At 61.4% G+C, this 15664-nt stretch carries 9 protein-coding genes and 1 pseudogene; 1 reads left to right on the top strand and 9 read right to left on the bottom strand.

Annotated features, from left to right (window positions below):
• Positions 1–76: 76 nt before the first annotated feature.
• On the top strand, positions 77–565 hold the full coding sequence (locus NVS32_RS07700) for a dihydrofolate reductase (RefSeq protein ID WP_258499298.1): 489 nt from the start codon (positions 77–79) through the stop codon (positions 563–565).
• Between the two features lie 23 nt (positions 566–588).
• On the opposite strand, the gene NVS32_RS07695 is transcribed toward NVS32_RS07700, so the two are convergent.
• The 9 genes and pseudogenes from NVS32_RS07695 to NVS32_RS07655 form a co-directional block, all read right to left on the bottom strand.
• Positions 589–1284 (bottom strand): hypothetical protein, encoded by a 696-nt coding sequence (locus NVS32_RS07695; protein WP_258499297.1) that lies wholly within the window; start codon positions 1282–1284, stop codon positions 589–591.
• A 145-nt stretch (positions 1285–1429) separates the two neighbouring features.
• Positions 1430–2203, bottom strand: coding sequence for a phosphotransferase family protein (locus NVS32_RS07690; protein WP_258499296.1), 774 nt, complete (start codon positions 2201–2203; stop codon positions 1430–1432).
• 31 nt (positions 2204–2234) lie between these two features.
• Positions 2235–4925 (bottom strand): bifunctional acetaldehyde-CoA/alcohol dehydrogenase, encoded by a 2691-nt coding sequence (gene adhE, locus NVS32_RS07685; protein WP_258499295.1) that lies wholly within the window; start codon positions 4923–4925, stop codon positions 2235–2237.
• Between the two features lie 393 nt (positions 4926–5318).
• The gene (locus NVS32_RS07680; protein WP_258499294.1) at positions 5319–5954 is read right to left on the bottom strand and encodes a PLP-dependent transferase; all 636 of its coding nucleotides are present in this window, start codon (positions 5952–5954) and stop codon (positions 5319–5321) included.
• An 84-nt stretch (positions 5955–6038) separates the two neighbouring features.
• Complete coding sequence (gene thrS, locus NVS32_RS07675) at positions 6039–7802, bottom strand: threonine--tRNA ligase (RefSeq protein WP_258499293.1); 1764 nt, start codon at positions 7800–7802, stop codon at positions 6039–6041.
• Between the two features lie 489 nt (positions 7803–8291).
• Entirely contained in the window at positions 8292–11108 is a 2817-nt protein-coding gene (locus NVS32_RS07670) for an oxidoreductase (protein ID WP_258499292.1), read from the bottom strand.
• A 181-nt stretch (positions 11109–11289) separates the two neighbouring features.
• Positions 11290–12481: pseudogene (locus NVS32_RS07665) on the bottom strand (DUF2252 domain-containing protein).
• 450 nt (positions 12482–12931) lie between these two features.
• Positions 12932–14122 (bottom strand): MFS transporter, encoded by a 1191-nt coding sequence (locus NVS32_RS07660; RefSeq protein WP_258499291.1) that lies wholly within the window; start codon positions 14120–14122, stop codon positions 12932–12934.
• Between the two features lie 134 nt (positions 14123–14256).
• Positions 14257–15630 carry an aminomethyltransferase family protein gene (locus NVS32_RS07655; protein WP_199589499.1) on the bottom strand — a complete coding sequence of 458 codons (1374 nt, stop codon included), beginning with the start codon at positions 15628–15630 and terminating at the stop codon, positions 14257–14259.
• Positions 15631–15664 lie beyond the last annotated feature (34 nt).

The raw sequence follows: 15664 nt of genomic DNA, 5'->3' as shown, positions 1-15664 counted from the left end.
CTCGCCAACTGGGCAAATGCAGGGGCCTTTTCTCAAATACCGATAAAGAACGGGGGATGGGATATTGGAGGTCTAAATGAACGCGATAGTCGCCGTGTGCCGTGACTGGGGCATTGGCTACCAGGGTGCGCTTCTCGTCCACAGCAAGGTCGACATGCACCGCTTTGTTGAGCTGACCATGGGCGGCACCGTCGTTATGGGGAGAAAGACCCTCGAGAGCTTCCCTGGCGGCCCCCTCAAGGGACGCCGCAACGTCGTGATTTCGCATGACCCCTCGGCGCTGCCAGAGGGGGTCGTGGGCGCAGCCTCCCCCGCCGCGGCAGTTGAGGCGGTTGCGGCAGACGACCCCAACAGGGTGTGGCTCATTGGTGGTGAGTCTGTCTACAGGGCGCTTCTCGGTCAGTGCACGCGCGCCTATGTGACCAAGTTCGATGTCGAGAAGCCTGCCGACGCCTTCTTTCCCAACCTGGACGACGACCCCGCTTGGACCGTCGAGCACGAGGAGGACGCCGGCGTTACCACAAAGGGTACGCACTTCTCGTTTGTCACGTATACGAGGGCATGAGACAAAGGGACTGTCCCTTTGTCTCATTGAGCGACGGCCTCCTCTGCGGTGCGGATGTCGGTTCCGCCGTAGAGCGCCGCATAGAACTCGTCCGGGAGCGGAGTGTCAATTGTCCAGGCGCCACCATCGCCCTTGGTGAGCGTCAGCGTGGCATCCGTCGTGGCGCACGTGGCATCATCGCCATCAAGGCGCTGGTAGAGGAAGTCGAAGAGTTTGTCGACGAGTGCGGCGCGCCCGCCGGAGTCAAGCGTGGACTGCATCTCGTCCGTGAGCATCCAGGCCTCGAAGTCCGACGCGGCGTTGTTGATGGCGTCCGAGAGCGTTGCGTTGGTGATGCTCACGGTAGCCGTGGCTGTCTTGCCATCGTCGGCCACGCTCACGTCTCCCACCTGGTACGAGAAGTGCGTTAGCAGGTGCTGGTGGTACTCCCCCGACTCAACCCCAAACTCGTTTAGTTTGGCGATGGTCGCGTCGTCACCAAATAGAGGATCGGGCACGCCATCGTCCTTGGACTTCTCATCGTCCTTCTTGTCGCCATCGTCCTTGGGGTGCACGAGGGCGTCATAGCCGTCCATGAACTGCGTCACGGTCTCCGTGACCTTCTCGGTGTCGCTCTTGCAGGCAGAAAGCGAGAAGGCAACGACCACGGCAAGGACAAGGACACCCAGGCACGAGAGCGCCTGCGCACGCTGATGGCGACGACGAGACGAGAAACGCATGGATAACTCCTTGCGATGCACGAGCGGGATCTTCCTGAAAGTAACCAAACAAGCTTAGACGAAACGGCTGCCCCCTGCACAGAAAGAGGCACCCGGCTTGCACCGGGTGCCTCGATCGAACGGAATGGCGAGAAGGTCGAACGGCCTACTCGTAGTCGCTGGCCATGTCGATCCAGCCTTTGAGGAACTCTTCGTTGCCCTTGCGGCCGCGGGAGAGCTCTGCGGCGGCAACGACGGGCAGCCAGTACATGATCTTCTGCTTGGGGACATCGGCAGACTTGGAGTAGACGTCAAGGTACTTGTCGGCAGCCTCGGGGAACTCAAGCTTTAGCAGCATGTAGGTCATGGCCGCATCCGCCTCGGGCAGGCCCACCGTCACGTGGGTCCAGTCGCAGACGAAGGGCTCGCCCTCCCCGACCACGATGTTCGTGGGGTTGAAGTCGCCGTGGCAGATCGCCGTACCGCGCTTCATGCGGTCCGCACGCATCTGAAGGTCATAGCGGGCGGAGGGGTCCATCCCCTTGACGCGAGAGATCATGCGGACGAGCTTGTCGCCCTGCGCTGTGAGAGCCTTGGGCGCGGGAGTGTTCTGAACCTTGATCTGCAGGTCCACGAAGAACTTGAGGAGCTCGTCGAACTTGGGCGTGCCCTTGGCCTTGTCCATCATCTCGTGGAGGGTCCTGCCAGGGACGTACTTCATCGAAAGCGCCCAGGAACCGTCCTCGACCTGCGAGACCTCGAGCACCTTGGGGGTGTTGAGCCCCTCGGCCTGCTCCATGCGGGCAAGGTTGAGAGCCTCGCGGAACACGTCGACGGCGGGCTTCGTGGGGACGAAGACCTTCACCGTGCGGTCTCCGTCGTGATAGACGACCTTGTTGTGCCTGCGGACAATCTCGACCTTATCATCGGAAAGCTTCATGCTTCCTCCTAACAAGCGTGGCCTCTAGACGTTACTCTTCTGCAGACTCCGCCTGACTGGCGTGGTCGGTCTTCTCGATCTCGCGGATCTCCAGGCCCTCGTCCTCGTAGGACGTGGCAGGGCGGCCGTAGTAGGCGTCCAGGTACAGGCTCCTAATCTCGGCCACGAGCGGGTAACGGGGGTTGGCACCGGTGCACTGGTCGTTGAAGGCGTTGAGGCTCATCTCATCCAGGGTGTCAAGGAAGTACTTCTCGTCCACGCCGTACTCGGCGATGGTCTTCTTGACGCCGATATAGTCCTTGAGCTTCTCGATGCCGTCCATGAAGCGCTCGAACACCACGTCATCGGAGTCGGCTGCGGTGCCAAAGCCGCAGAAGCGGCCCATCTCGGCGTAGCGAGCCTTGGCGTGGGGATACTCGTACTGGGAGAACGTGCCCATACGGGTCGGGCGCTCGGCAGCGTTGTAGCGCGCCACGCGGGTGAGGATGACGGCGTTGGCCCAGCCGTGCGGGATGTGGTGGTAGGCACCCAGCTTGTGGGCCATGGAGTGGTTGAGGCCGAGGAAGGCGTTGGCGAACGCCATGCCTGCAAGGCAGGAGGCATTGGCCATGTGGTCGCGGGCCTCGACGTTCGTGGGCTCGGTGTAGGCCGTGGGCAACCAGTCAAAGACGAGCTTGGCAGCCTTGAGGGCGATGGCGTCCGTGTAGTCGGAAGCCATGATCGAGACGTAGGCCTCCATGGCGTGGGTGAGAACATCGATGCCGGAGGCGGAGGTGAGACCCTTGGGCTGCGTCATCATGTTGTCGGTGTCCACGATGGACATGGTGGGCATGAGCTCGTAGTCTGTGATGGGCCACTTAATGCCGGTGTTCGCGTCTGTGATGATGGCGAACGGGGTGACCTCGGAGCCGGTGCCCGAGGACGTGGGGATGGCGACGAACTTGGCCTTCTGGCCCATGGGCTTGAAGCGATAGACACGCTTGCGAATGTCCATGAAGTCGACGGCCATGTCGTCGAACTTCTCCTCCGGGTGCTCGTACATGGTCCACATGATCTTGCCTGCGTCCATTGCGGAGCCGCCGCCGATGGCAATGATCACATCGGGGTTGAAGGCGCGGAGAAGCTCCTCGCCCTTCTCGGCATCCTGGAGCTTGGGATCAGGCGAGATGGACCAGAAGCTGGAGTGGCTGATGCCCATCTCGTCCAGCGGCCCCTCGATCTTCTTGGTGAAGCCGGAGGTGTAGAGGAAGGAGTCCGTGACGATGAAGGCGCGCTTGCAGCCGTAGACCTCCTTGAGCTCGCGGAGGGCGACGGGCATGCAGCCCTTCTTGAAGTAAACCTTCTCGGGAGTCCTGAACCAAAGCATGTTCTCGCGCCTCTCTGCGACCGACTTGATGTTGAGCAGCTGGTGGATGTCGAGGTTGCCGGAGAAGGAGTTGCCACCCCAGGAGCCGCAGCCGAGCGTGAGCGACGGAGCAAGCTCAAAGTTGTAGATGTCGCCGATGCCGCCGAGGGAGGCCGGGGTGTTGATCAGGATGCGGCAGGTCTTCATGGCCTCGGAGTGCTTGTCGACCTTCTCGGTCTCACGAGTGTCGATGAAGAGCGAAGAGGTGTGGCCGTAGCCGCCGTCAGCAATGAGACGGGACGCCTTGGCGAGAGCATCGTCGAAGTCCGTGGCTCGGTACATGCCGAGGATGGTGGTCAGCTTCTCGTGCGCCCAGGGGTTGGAGGGCTCGACGGACTCGGTCTCGCCAATGAGAATCTTGGTCCAGGCGGGAACCTCGATGCCTGCCGCCTCCGCGATCTTGGTGGCGGGCTGGCCGACCATCTTGGCGTTGACGCCACCGTTCACGATGACGGTGTTACCGACCTTTTCGGCCTCCTCGTCGTTGAGGAAGTAGGCGCCGCGCTTCTGGAACTCGGCCTTGACAGCGTCATACACGCCGTCGAGGACGATCACGTTCTGCTCGGTAGCACAGATCATGCCGTTGTCGAAGGTCTTGGAGTGCATGATGGAGTTGACGGCCTCGATAACGTTGGCGGTGTCATCGATGATGGCGGGGTTGTTGCCGGGGCCAACGCCAAGGGCAGGCGTGCCAGAGCTGTACGCGGCATTGACCATGCCGGGGCCACCCGTTGCGAGGATGATGTCGGCCTCCTGCATGAGGGTGTTGGTGAGCTCGATGGAGGGCGTGTCGATCCAGTCGATGATGCCCTTGGGGCAGCCCGCGGCCTCGGCGGCGTCGCGAACGACGCGTGCGGCCTCCGCGGTGCACTTCTTGGCGCGCGGGTGCGGGGAGATGATGATGGCATTCCTCGTCTTGAGGCAGATGAGCGTCTTGAAGATGGCCGTCGACGTGGGGTTGGTAGTGGGGATGACGGCAGCCACAACGCCGAGGGGCTCGGCGATCTTCTTCATGCCAAAGGCACGGTCGTCCTCGATGACGCCGCAGGTCTTGGTGTCCTTGTACTTGTTATAGACGAACTCGGCGGCGTAGTGGTTCTTGACGACCTTGTCCTCCATCACGCCGTAGCCGGTCTCCTCATAGGCCATCTGGGCGAGAGGAATGCGGGCCTTGTTCGCGGCAATGGCAGCGGCATAGAAGATCTTGTCCACCTGCTCCTGCGTGAACTTCGCGAACTCCGCTTGGGCTTCGCGCATCGTCTTCAGATGCGCCTCCAGCGTCTCCACGCTATCGATGACCGAAGCATTCTGTGCCATGTTACCTCCATATCCCCGGTCGGCAGACCCTATGGCCAGCCGAACTTAACAGCAGACCGTACAAGAAAGCGAGGTAGTGCCGGTGAAGCGCGGTGTCCTCTGGGCATGGCTGCCCGCATGGGCTGCCGAAGACGCCAGAAAACATCCCTGGTACCATTCGACGGCATAATCATACCGCTTACGGTCGATTGTGCATATAGAAGAACGCATCGTTTATCGGCATGTTTCTAAACGTGTGTTTGGAGTACGGGAAATCCGGCGCTGAAGCTGAGAAAAATTGCCTTTCGGCGAGAAATTGGCGCCGGAGCAGCGATTTCGTGCGGGGTTGCTTCCAAAACGCCCCTTCGGGCGCCAAATTCTCGCCGAGCATAGCATTCCTGCAGCTAGAAGCGCTTACGACAGGCGCTCGCGAAGCCGCTGCTCCAGCCGGGCCACTTGCGTCATGGGATCATCTGGGGTGCAGGTGATGCGGCGCCACGAATCCTCTCCCACCAGCCGCACGTCGACAAGAGGCCCAAAGCCGTTCTCGAGCGTGCGAGAAGCAATCTCATACGAGGGATCCGAGCGCAGTCCAGGATACGCGACGCTCTCCACGCGCGGATGGCACACGAGGTAGCTTGCCACCACCTGCGCTGCATCAGACGACGAACGCCACGCGCGGGCACGTTGCTCAAGCAATGCCATCTCCTCGTCCCCGGCCTCGCGCCCAGCCGAGAGCAGCCACCGTGCCACATCCGCAACGCTCTGCTCGCCTCGCGCGACCCAAACGAGCGTCTTGCCCGCTGCCGCCGCAGGCGCAAAGGCGACGTCTGCCCCAAGCCGCACGGCAGCGCAGGCCGTGCCAACAACCGAGAGGTCGCAAACGGCAGCCGCACCCTGCTCGTGGGCAGCTGCGACAAGTTCACGCACGTCGGTGCAGGCTATGGGCTTGCCAGCTAACGGCTCGATGGGAGCCAAGAAGCCCTGGGCCAGGGCGCCTTCCAGCTCTTCCTTGGACACAACCCGCAGCACGCTGCCTCGCTTGGCCATAACTACTCCCAACAAGAAAGCGGCGGGACAGCCAGCCGAGGCCGCCTCGCCGCACACATGAGACAAAGGGACTGTCCCTTTGTCTCATCGACGCTCGCGAATCTCCTTGATGACGTCGGCGATGAACTCGTCGAGGTCGCGCTGGACAGTCTCGTTGGAACGGTCGCGCACGGAGATGTTGCCGGCCTCGGCCTCCTTCTCGCCGAGGATCAGCATGTACGGCACGCGGTCGATGGAGCGGGCCTCACGGATCTTGTAGCCGATCTTCTCGTCACGCTCGTCGACCTTCACGCGCACGCCTGCGTCGCGCAGCTTCTGCGCGACCTCCACGGCGTAGTCGCGGGTCTTCTCGGAGACGGGGAGCACCTTGACCTGGCAGGGCGAGAGCCACGTGGGGAACTTGCCCGCGTACTGCTCGATGAGCATGCCGATGAAGCGCTCGAACGAGCCAAAGCCCGCGCGGTGAATCATGATGGGCTGCTTCTTGGAGCCGTCCTTGTCGGTGTACTCGAGCTGGAAGTTGTGCGGGAGCTGGAAGTCTAGCTGGATGGTGCCGCACTGCCACTCGCGGCCCAGGCAGTCCTGCAGGTGGAAGTCAATCTTGGGGCCGTAGAAGGCGCCGTCACCAGGGTTGAGCTTGTAGTCGACGTGCATGGCGTCGAGAGCGTCCTTCAGGCCCTGCTCGGCGCGCTCCCAGTCCTCGTCGGAGCCCATGGAGTTCTCGGGGCGCGTGGAGAGCTCGACGCGATACGGGAAGCCAAACTGCGCGTAGTAGGCGGTGATGAGGTGCGCGACATCCGTGACCTGCTCAGTGATCTGGTCCGGGCGGATGAAGAGGTGCGCGTCGTCCTGCTGGAACTCGCGGACGCGGAAGAGGCCGTGAAGGGCACCCTTGAGCTCGTGGCGGTGGTCGATGCCGGCCTCGGCAAGCTTAAGGGGCAGGTCGCGGTAGCTGCGCGGCTTGCTCTTGTAGATGAGGCAAGCGCCCGGGCAGTTCATGGGCTTGATCGCGTAGTCCTCATCGTCGATCTTGGTGGTGTACATGTTCTCTTTGTAGTGGTCCCAGTGGCCAGAGGTCTCCCACAGGCTGCGGGAAAGGATGATTGGCGTCTGGACCTGGTCATAGCCATACTTGTCCTGCATCTCCTGCCAGTACTGCATGAGGGAGTTGCGGATGCGCATGCCGTTGGGCAGCCAGAACGGGAAGCCGGGGCCGGCCTCGTTCATCATGAAGATCTCCATCTCCTGGCCGATCTTCCTGTGGTCGCGCTTCTCCGCCTCCTCGCGCATGTGCTCCCACTGGGCAAGCTCGTCCTTGCTGCGGAAGGCGACGCCATTGATGCGGGTGAGCATCTTGTTGTCCTTGTCGCCCTTCCAGTACGCGCCAGAGACACCGGTGAGCTTGAAGGCCTTGAGCGCCTTGGTGTAGAGGATGTGGGGGCCAACGCACATGTCGACGTACTCGCCCTGCTTGTAGAAGGTGATGCGGGCGTCCTCGGGGAGGTCGCCGATGTGCTCTACCTTGTACTTCTCGCCACGCTCCTGCATGTGGGCGATGGCCTCGGCGCGGGGCAGCTCGTAGGTCTCGAACTTGAGGTTCTCCTTGCAGATCTTGGCCATCTCGGCCTCGATCTTGGGGAAGTCCTCCTCTGAGATCTTGGTGCCCTCGGGCAGGTCGATGTCGTAGTAGAAGCCGTTCTCGGTTGCGGGGCCAAAGGCGAAGTCTGCCTTAGGGTACAGGCGCTTGATGGCTTGAGCCATGATGTGCGCCGCGGAGTGGCGCACGACGTGCAGCTCCTGGTCCTCGGGGCACTCGTCCACGTGACCGTCGTTGTAGAGAACCTTCATGTGAAACCTCTTCCTTGGGGTAGCCCCCCAGACTCTGACTGCAAGGTGACGTTGCGGGCCAAACCCGGCACCGCGACGCATAACGGCGACTGTCACATGGCACGAGGCCAGGTGAGGGACAGCCGCCTAGATAGTCACCGTAGTCGTTGCGCGCGTGGCGAGAAATGCGTGGATGCAACCAGCATCCGTGGCCTGACGGAACATGTGCACGTCGCTCGTGTGGCGCATACCCTAATGACTCCCCCGCGCATTCAGTGGCACTTCTGCGGGCGCACGCGACGCCGCCGCTCAAGTGCGAACAGAGTCACCTACGCTGCCTGCGGTTACGCAGACAGTTGACACTTTACACCAGAGAGGCATTGCCACAGGGAAGAAATACCACATGCACAAAGGAAGGTGTGGGAGCAAGTCTGTGTGCGCGGCGCCCGCCCCCACAAAATCGGAAGACGGGCGCCACGGCGCAATCAACGCCAATATGCAGCACAAAAGCTAGACGCGACCCGCTTCCCCAAGGGTGGTACGGTCGTACCAGCCGGCAAAGACGTAGGGGAAGAACTCGACTGCATCGACGTCTGCCAGCTTCTTCTCGCCAAGAACCGTCAGGTCAAGCTCGGAGTAAGCGCAGCCAAGCACAGAGAGCACGGGAAGCTCTCCCCATGGGTCATCGGGGCTCGACTCCATCTTGATGCTGGTAACGTAGCCGGGCTCCCACGTGTGATAGTCATACTGAACGAGCGCTGCGTTGATGGCGCCGCTGGTCAGTTGCGCTCCGCCCTGCGGGAGCGCCGGACGGTCGAAGTGGTAGTAGAACCCACAACCCTTCGTGGTCTTTCCGGCTGCTGGGGACTGGAAGATTAGGTGGCAGAGGGGGCTGTTGTACTCGCCAAGGTCTGCCTCCACGTGTACCAGCCGGTGACCGCGGCGTGCAAGGTCAACGCAGAGCGCCGAGCCTTCCTTGCGAATCGAGAACTGGGCGCCAAGCTTCTTGGGCATGGACCCGTTGTCACGCCCAAGCTGCGTTGCCATCTCGGCGCCGTTGCCGCCCAGGAGCAGCGACATCGTGTACTGTCCAAGCTGGTCGCCAAGGTAGCAGTACACGCCGAGAATTGCCTCGTAGTAGTCATCGGTAAACGACGGCCGCAGGATGTGATTCACGGAGAGCGTCACCACGGGCATCGAGAAGGGCTTGAGCGGTGCAGGCAGGATGCGCTCGATGGCAGAAGGGTCGGTGGTGTAGGCGAGATACAAGCCACGCTGGTCAGACATCACGGACGGTGCGCCAAACTTTTGGAGGTCTGCGGAGTCCATGCAAAAGCTCGAGCGAGCGGCGCGCGCCGAGAAGAGCCCGCGGGCAGCCTCGTAACCACCACGTGTAGCAGGTGCGATGTTCCCGTCGCGCACAGCGGAGCCAACAAGGCAAACACCGACGCCGCGCTTACGCAGACCCTCGGCAAGCTCCTTTGCAGGCTGGTTCCCCAGCGAAAGCACCACAAGGTCCGCCTCGACCTTGGAGCGCCCTCCATCGGCAACGCTCTCGACAGCAATGCCATCGGACCCAACCTCAACGAGCTTCTCGCCTAGCTTGAGCTCGACCTGCTGTGCGCGCAGGCGTCCCATCAGGTCAACGAGGTTGGTCTGGTTTGTACCCGGAGCCGGCGTGGCAACCATATCGACGACCGCAACGGAAGCCGCGCCCTTATCGGCGATGTACTCGGCAGTCTCAAGGCCCGTCATGCCAGCGCCCACAACCACTACGCGCTTGTCCTCATAGCTCTCGCGGGACAGGGCCTCGGGCACGCAGATCACGTTCTTGCCACCAATTCCTGGAATCGACCCGGGAACGATAGGATCTCCACCAGTAGCGCAGATAACGGCGTCGGGCTCAAGCGCCATCACCGTCTCCACCGTGGCCTCCACGCCAAGGCGCACGTCCACGCCCAGCTTGGGAAGCATTGTCTCGTAGTACTGCGGGACAAAGTCCATCTTCTCCTTGCGTGGCGGGCGCTCGGCGAGAAGAACCTGGCCGCCAAGGCGATCGCCCTTTTCAAGCAGCGTCACCTTGCAGCCGCGTCGCGCCGCGGTCTCCGCCGCCTGGCAGCCACCGGGGCCGCCACCAACCACAACAACGTGATGATGGTCAACGTCGATTGGCAGCTCACCATAGCGCAGCTCATGCGCACACTCCGGATTGACGGCGCACTCAAGGGGCATGCATTTCTCGGCGTTCTGCTCCAGGGACTCGAAGCAGCGCAGACAACTGATGCACTTGCGAAGTTCGGAAACTCTACCCTGCTGAACCTTATTGCCCCACTCGGGATCGGCGAGCCACGCGCGGCCAAGACCGGCGAAGTCGATAGTTCCTTCCTCGAGGAACGCCTCGGGAACGTCGGGGCCACGATATGCGGAGACCGCAATCACGGGAACGCTGACGTGCTCTTTCACCGCTCGGATGATGTCATGGCGCCATCCCTCGGGATAACTTACTGGCTCCACGCACGTAATGCCGGTCTCGTAGAGGCCAACGGACACGTCTATGAAGTCGACGCCTGCCTTTTCGAACGCCATGCAGATCTTGACGCCGTCTGCAGTGTGGATGTAGTCCTCGGTAACTCCGGTCTTGTCGAGGAATTCCTCGACGGAGACGCGGCAGCCAAGCGCAAAGCCTGCGAAACAGCGCTCGCGAATGCCTGCGATGATCTCGGTGACGATGCGCAGGCGGTTCTCAAAGCTGCCACCATACTGGTCTGTTCGCTTGTTGGTGTAGGGAGAGAGGAACTGCTGCAGCAGGTAGCCATGCGCGCAGTGCAGCTCGACACCATCGAAGCCCGCGCGCTCGGCACGAGCTGCGCCTTCGATAAACTCCTGGACTATATGCTGGACCTCTTCCGTAGAGAGCGCGCGGGTCTCCGCCTGCGTCTTCTTGCAAGGAATCGCAGACGCCGAGACAACCGGCTTTCCGCCGAGAAGGACATTGGGTGTCTCCCTGCCTGGGTGATGCAGCTGCAGGAATGTCTTGGAACCATGGCGGTGAATTGCCTCAGCAAGACGCGCGAGTTGCGGAACATTGCGGTCGCGTGTGACGGAAATCTGGCGCAGCTCACCGACGCCCGTCTCGTCGTCAATCCGGCAGATCTCCGGTATCACTAGGCCGGCACCACCTGCGGCGCGCAGCTCGTAATAACGAATCATCTCTTCAGTGGGTGTCCCGTCAAGATTAGCAAGCCCTACCCCCATGGGCTCCATGACCAGGCGGTTCCTGAGCTCGACCGATCCAATACGGCCTGGTTCGAAAAGCTTGTCGTACATGCCCCTCTCCCTTCGCTGCCGCGCCGGCTTGCGTCGGCGCACATTACGGCTCTAGGCACAGAGTAGAGGGATTGGGCATGGGCAATTACGTATATTCGGGGAGGGAGCTGCTTAGCTTCGCGAGGCAGCATTATGGCGGGTCAGCCGTACAGAGCCAATGCGGGCACGGCGGTCCTCTCCCCTACCGCACGTCGTCGAAGGTTTTGAGGAACAGCTGGTAATCGACCTTGTTCTGGTCTGCATAGGCCTGCGCAAACTCGCAGAGCGCGTTGTCGATGCCCGCGCCCTTCCCCAGGTAGCCGGCAATGGCGTGGCGGTCACCCGTGCGGGCGTGCGCATGCGCCAGGGTCCAGGCGCACAGCGAACCAAAGCGTGAGAGCTCGTAGGCATCCACGCGCTCCAGGTCGACCGACCCCTTGGAATCCCTCAGCCGGCGCACGCAGTAGTCACGCATGACGCCCTTCTCGTCTGGCGAGCGAGCCCAGCCGAGAAGAACGTCGCCGGCCGTCTGCATAGCCCGCTGTCCCTCCACGACCCTCCTGCCATGGTCGAGAAACTCGCTTTGGCCCGCGTATGGCTCGAGAACTGAGGAGGTTGCTTCCTTGAGCTGGAGCACCAGGGAGTCGTTGGGGGCAGCCCCCTCGAGCACGATGATCCACACACGCATGCCAACGCTGCCCACGCCCACGGCCTTGCGCGCCATGTCCTGCGGGGTGTACTGGTCGATGAGCGACCGGCTCTCACGCGGAAGGGTGAGGCGGTATCTCGCGAGATAGGCGCCAAGCACCTTGACGATTGTCTCCTGTGAGATGACATAGCTCGCAAGGTCGCGTAGGAGAATCAGGAGCGGCGGGTCGCTCACCACGCGCAGCTCGCCGTCGACGGTCTCGGTGAACTTTTCGACGGCGCGGCTGTTTGTCTTCTTGATGGCCTTCCCGGCGGTTGCCGCAAGGGCGCTCTTCTCGGCATTGTTGAGGTAGTCGGCATGCTCTTGCAAGAGCTCCTCGACGTCGAGGTGGGCATACCACACGTCTAGGTTGCCCATCTTGGAGAAGCGCGACATTGCCTGGTGGTAGCCCCGAACCGTCGAGCGAAGCGCCACGAGGCGGTCTGCCTCCGAGAGGCCAAGGTGGCGCCCGCAGATCTCGACGCTGGTCACCAGGCGCTTGAGATCCCACTCCCAGGGCGCGGGCAGGGTCTCGCCGAAGTCGTTGATGTCAAAGACCAGGCGGCGCTCGGCCGAGCCAAAGATGCCAAAGTTGGCGAGGTGCGCGTCTCCGCAGGCTTGCACCCTGATGCCCATCGTTGGGGTACGAGCGAGGTCATCGGCTATGATGACCGCCGCGGTAGAACGAGAAGGGCGACTCAGCCATGCGCTGGTGGCGTATGGGAAGCAGGCTCTGCACGCGGTCCTTCTCCTGCGCGCGGAGAAGCTCCATGGCGTGCTGACGGTTCTGCTCGATCGTCCAAGCGGCGTGGCTGCTGCGAGGGACCCGCTTCCTGAGGGATTTGCCGTACGCCCGTGACTCCTCGCGCGTGACGCGCTCCTTTGGCTTGAGCTGCTCTTCGAGAAGCTCGCGCAGTCGACCATGACCGATACCGCTTGCGCTGGGAAGAGAGGGCAGGCGCGAGAGCACTGCCCCCTGGGCGGATGCGGGAAGCGACTTCATTCGCGAATAAACCACAGCTTGCAGGCCCTGTTTTGGTACCTGCGTCTGGAACTTCTCCTCCGGGGCTTCCCCTTCGCTCTGTGCCATGCGGTCCTCCTACTACGGTGCCGCAGCAAGTATAGGCCGGAGGACCGCACGGCTAGGCTCCATGCACTAGACCTCGCGAGGCAACAGAAGCGTAAAGGCGCAGGACACGAGCATACAGACCCCCGCGAGAACAAAGGCGACGCCAAGGTTGCCACCTGCGGCAGGAATCAGCACGTAGCTTGGAAGAATTACGGCGCCGAGAAGCTCCACCGTTGCCACGAGCCCGCCCGCGGTACCCGCAAGCTTGGGCCCAACGTCAGGAAGCTTGATGGGCACGGCCATGAGCAGGGGCATATTACCGCCTACGAAGAACCCCGCAAGAAAGAGCGCTGCCATGAGCAGGAACCCCTCCGGTGCCATCCAGCCAAAGCCCACTAGCGCAAACGCGCAGGTATCGAGCACAACAAACGTGTTCTTGGACCCCAGCTTCTTGGCACTCATCGGAACGAGGATGCAGCTCACAAGGCTGCCGATTGTGTAAGCGCTGGCATAGTAACCCGCAGCGACGGAATCGATGCCGCGTGACTGCAGAATCGTAGGCACAAACGAGCTCATAACAACGTTGGCGCCCATAACGCAGAAGAGAGCGAGACCCACAAGCCAGACGCGATCGTTGGAGACCACGCGTTTTAGCAGCTTACCAAGGCCGGACTGGACGGCCGCAGGAGCAGCCTCGACGCTCCTGTCCGGTGTCTCGGGATTACGGTACAGTGCAAACCAAGCGATCGTCGAGACAACAAACAGCGCGAGCGAAAGAAAAAAGGCAGCACGGCGATTTGGGAAGTAGGCGGTCGTCGCAAGTGCTACGGTCATGGCAACCGTGGAGAAGGCAAACGCCACGCCAAGCTTTTCGGAGAGCTGCTCGGGCGAATACCAGGAGCCAAGGAGCTTTGCCCCACAGGAGTTGAGAAACGATGCGGCAAGCCCAGTGAGCGCAAAGCCAACCAAAAGCACACCGTAGGAGCTGCCCATCACGTTAAGCACGGCGCCAATCGTCGAGGCCACAAAGGCGATGCCCACGACCAGGCGCGGATTGTGCTTATCAACCAAAACTCCAGCGACCAGGGAGAGGAGGATTGCCGGAATCATGGGCGCCGTGAAGAGCGATGAGAACTGACTTGCCGAGATCGAGAGTTCTTTAATCAGACTCGTAGCAAGAGGAGAGAGCTGGTACTGAGCGTAGTTTGGCGCGAGGTAGCCAATGCAGATTGCCGCAAGCGCCATGCTTGCGTAGCGCTTCCTACGTGAGTCTTCCATAGGTGCCCCTCCCAAAAGGAATGGGGCGAGCAGAGCAAAGTCTGTCCCGCCCCAAAATGGCAAATCACCAATTGAGTTGAACGTGCACTACTTGTTTGCCTTGTACGGATCTCTTCAGGAGCGAGTCCGACCGCCTACTTCACCATGCGCCCGTGCCCGAGCGTGGGGATGGTCGAAACGTCGATGTCCTCGTTGCGCGGGAGGTCCTTGTTATAGGGATAACGGGCGACCTTGACGCGCACCTTCATCTGTTGGGTGCCGGGAGTGCCCCACAAGACCGTGAGCTCACGGCCCTCCTGGATGTAGGCAGGGTCAATGAAGCCGAGCGAAATCATCGTGTCGTAATTGAATGAGCGCATGCGGCCGGAGGACATACCAATTTGCTCGTCATCCTCGTTCAACACCTTGTCCGCACGATATTCGATGCAGTTGTTTGCGAAGTCGCCCACCCAATCGAAGTCGCTGAGAATCGAGATGTCATCGACGTTGTTGCCGGGCTTCATCATTGCGGCAAAGACCTTCCCAAGATCTTCGGGGTCCCACTCAAGCGTGCAGACGTTGCGCGACTGGTTTGCGGCAATCTTCTCGAGCGCCTCGCGACCCATGAAGTCATGGTTGAACTTGACGAGGAAGCCAAGGCCCGTTTCGTAGGGGTTCACGAAGCGACCCTCGAGGTCATCGCCCACCGAACCGTGGAGTACGCGGTTGATGTTGAGAGAGGCTGCCGCAGGATGGGCGAGACACCAGTCCCGAAGACCCTCCCCACTCTCGAACCAGGGCAGCGGGTAATGCAGGTTAATGTTGGGGAAACCCGCCTCGGTGTGGTTAAAGAGGTTGTAGGTATGCGCCCCCTCCTGGACCGCGCCGAACTTCTGTCCACTCTCCCAAATCTTGCTGTAAATCTTGGCGTAATCGGCAATGGGACCGTGGACCTCATAGGCAAGGTTTCCAGTCATACCAAGGCGGATAACCTGAACTGGCGTGCCCTCGACGTCCTGGATTCGGTGCTTGGCAAACTTGATGTCGTGCAGATCTGCCTGGAACGCCTCCTCAAGAATCTCGAGGGACTTCTCACCCTGCACCTGGATGAAGAACTCAGTACCGGACATGTCCTCGCCGTGGACGTCCATGCCAGACGTCTCACAAAGGTACTGGATGGGCGGGTTCAGCCAGTAGGTGCGGTAGCGATCCTCGGCGATGCGGATCACGACGCCATCGGTGAGAATCTGGCCCTTCTCGTTGCAGATGACGGCATGGCGAAGACCTGTGTACTTGAGCTTGGTAAAATCATTCACGCAGATGGACTGGAGGAACTTGCAGGCATCCGGGCCGACGATGTCATAGACCGGGCTCGTCTTCATGAGCGTGGTGCATATCATTGCTGAGGTACGGTACGCCCTCGATTCGACTGCCGGTCCCTGGTACTCATAGGCTTCCAAGACACCGGGTGCCAACTGGAGGAGCAGGGTTGCATTTGACTCTGCCGTGCATATTTCCTGCTGTGCCATGACATTCTCCCCTCGTTCTGCTCTCGCAGATCTG

Source organism: Tractidigestivibacter montrealensis (genome assembly GCF_024741235.1).
Lineage (GTDB): Bacteria > Actinomycetota > Coriobacteriia > Coriobacteriales > Atopobiaceae > Tractidigestivibacter > Tractidigestivibacter montrealensis.
Note: the sequence above shows the minus strand (reverse complement) of the source record. Positions and strands in the feature narration are given on the sequence as shown.

Bases quoted from the DNA above. Each gene is read 5' to 3' on its own strand.
- NVS32_RS07700 (WP_258499298.1), top strand. From the start codon at position 77: ATGAACGCGATAGTCGCCGTGTGCCGTGACTGGGGCATTGGCTACCAG.
- NVS32_RS07695 (WP_258499297.1), bottom strand. From the start codon at position 1,284: ATGCGTTTCTCGTCTCGTCGTCGCCATCAGCGTGCGCAGGCGCTCTCG.
- NVS32_RS07690 (WP_258499296.1), bottom strand. From the start codon at position 2,203: ATGAAGCTTTCCGATGATAAGGTCGAGATTGTCCGCAGGCACAACAAG.
- adhE (WP_258499295.1), bottom strand. From the start codon at position 4,925: ATGGCACAGAATGCTTCGGTCATCGATAGCGTGGAGACGCTGGAGGCG.
- NVS32_RS07680 (WP_258499294.1), bottom strand. From the start codon at position 5,954: ATGGCCAAGCGAGGCAGCGTGCTGCGGGTTGTGTCCAAGGAAGAGCTG.
- thrS (WP_258499293.1), bottom strand. From the start codon at position 7,802: ATGAAGGTTCTCTACAACGACGGTCACGTGGACGAGTGCCCCGAGGAC.
- NVS32_RS07670 (WP_258499292.1), bottom strand. From the start codon at position 11,108: ATGTACGACAAGCTTTTCGAACCAGGCCGTATTGGATCGGTCGAGCTC.
- NVS32_RS07660 (WP_258499291.1), bottom strand. From the start codon at position 14,122: ATGGAAGACTCACGTAGGAAGCGCTACGCAAGCATGGCGCTTGCGGCA.
- NVS32_RS07655 (WP_199589499.1), bottom strand. From the start codon at position 15,630: ATGGCACAGCAGGAAATATGCACGGCAGAGTCAAATGCAACCCTGCTC.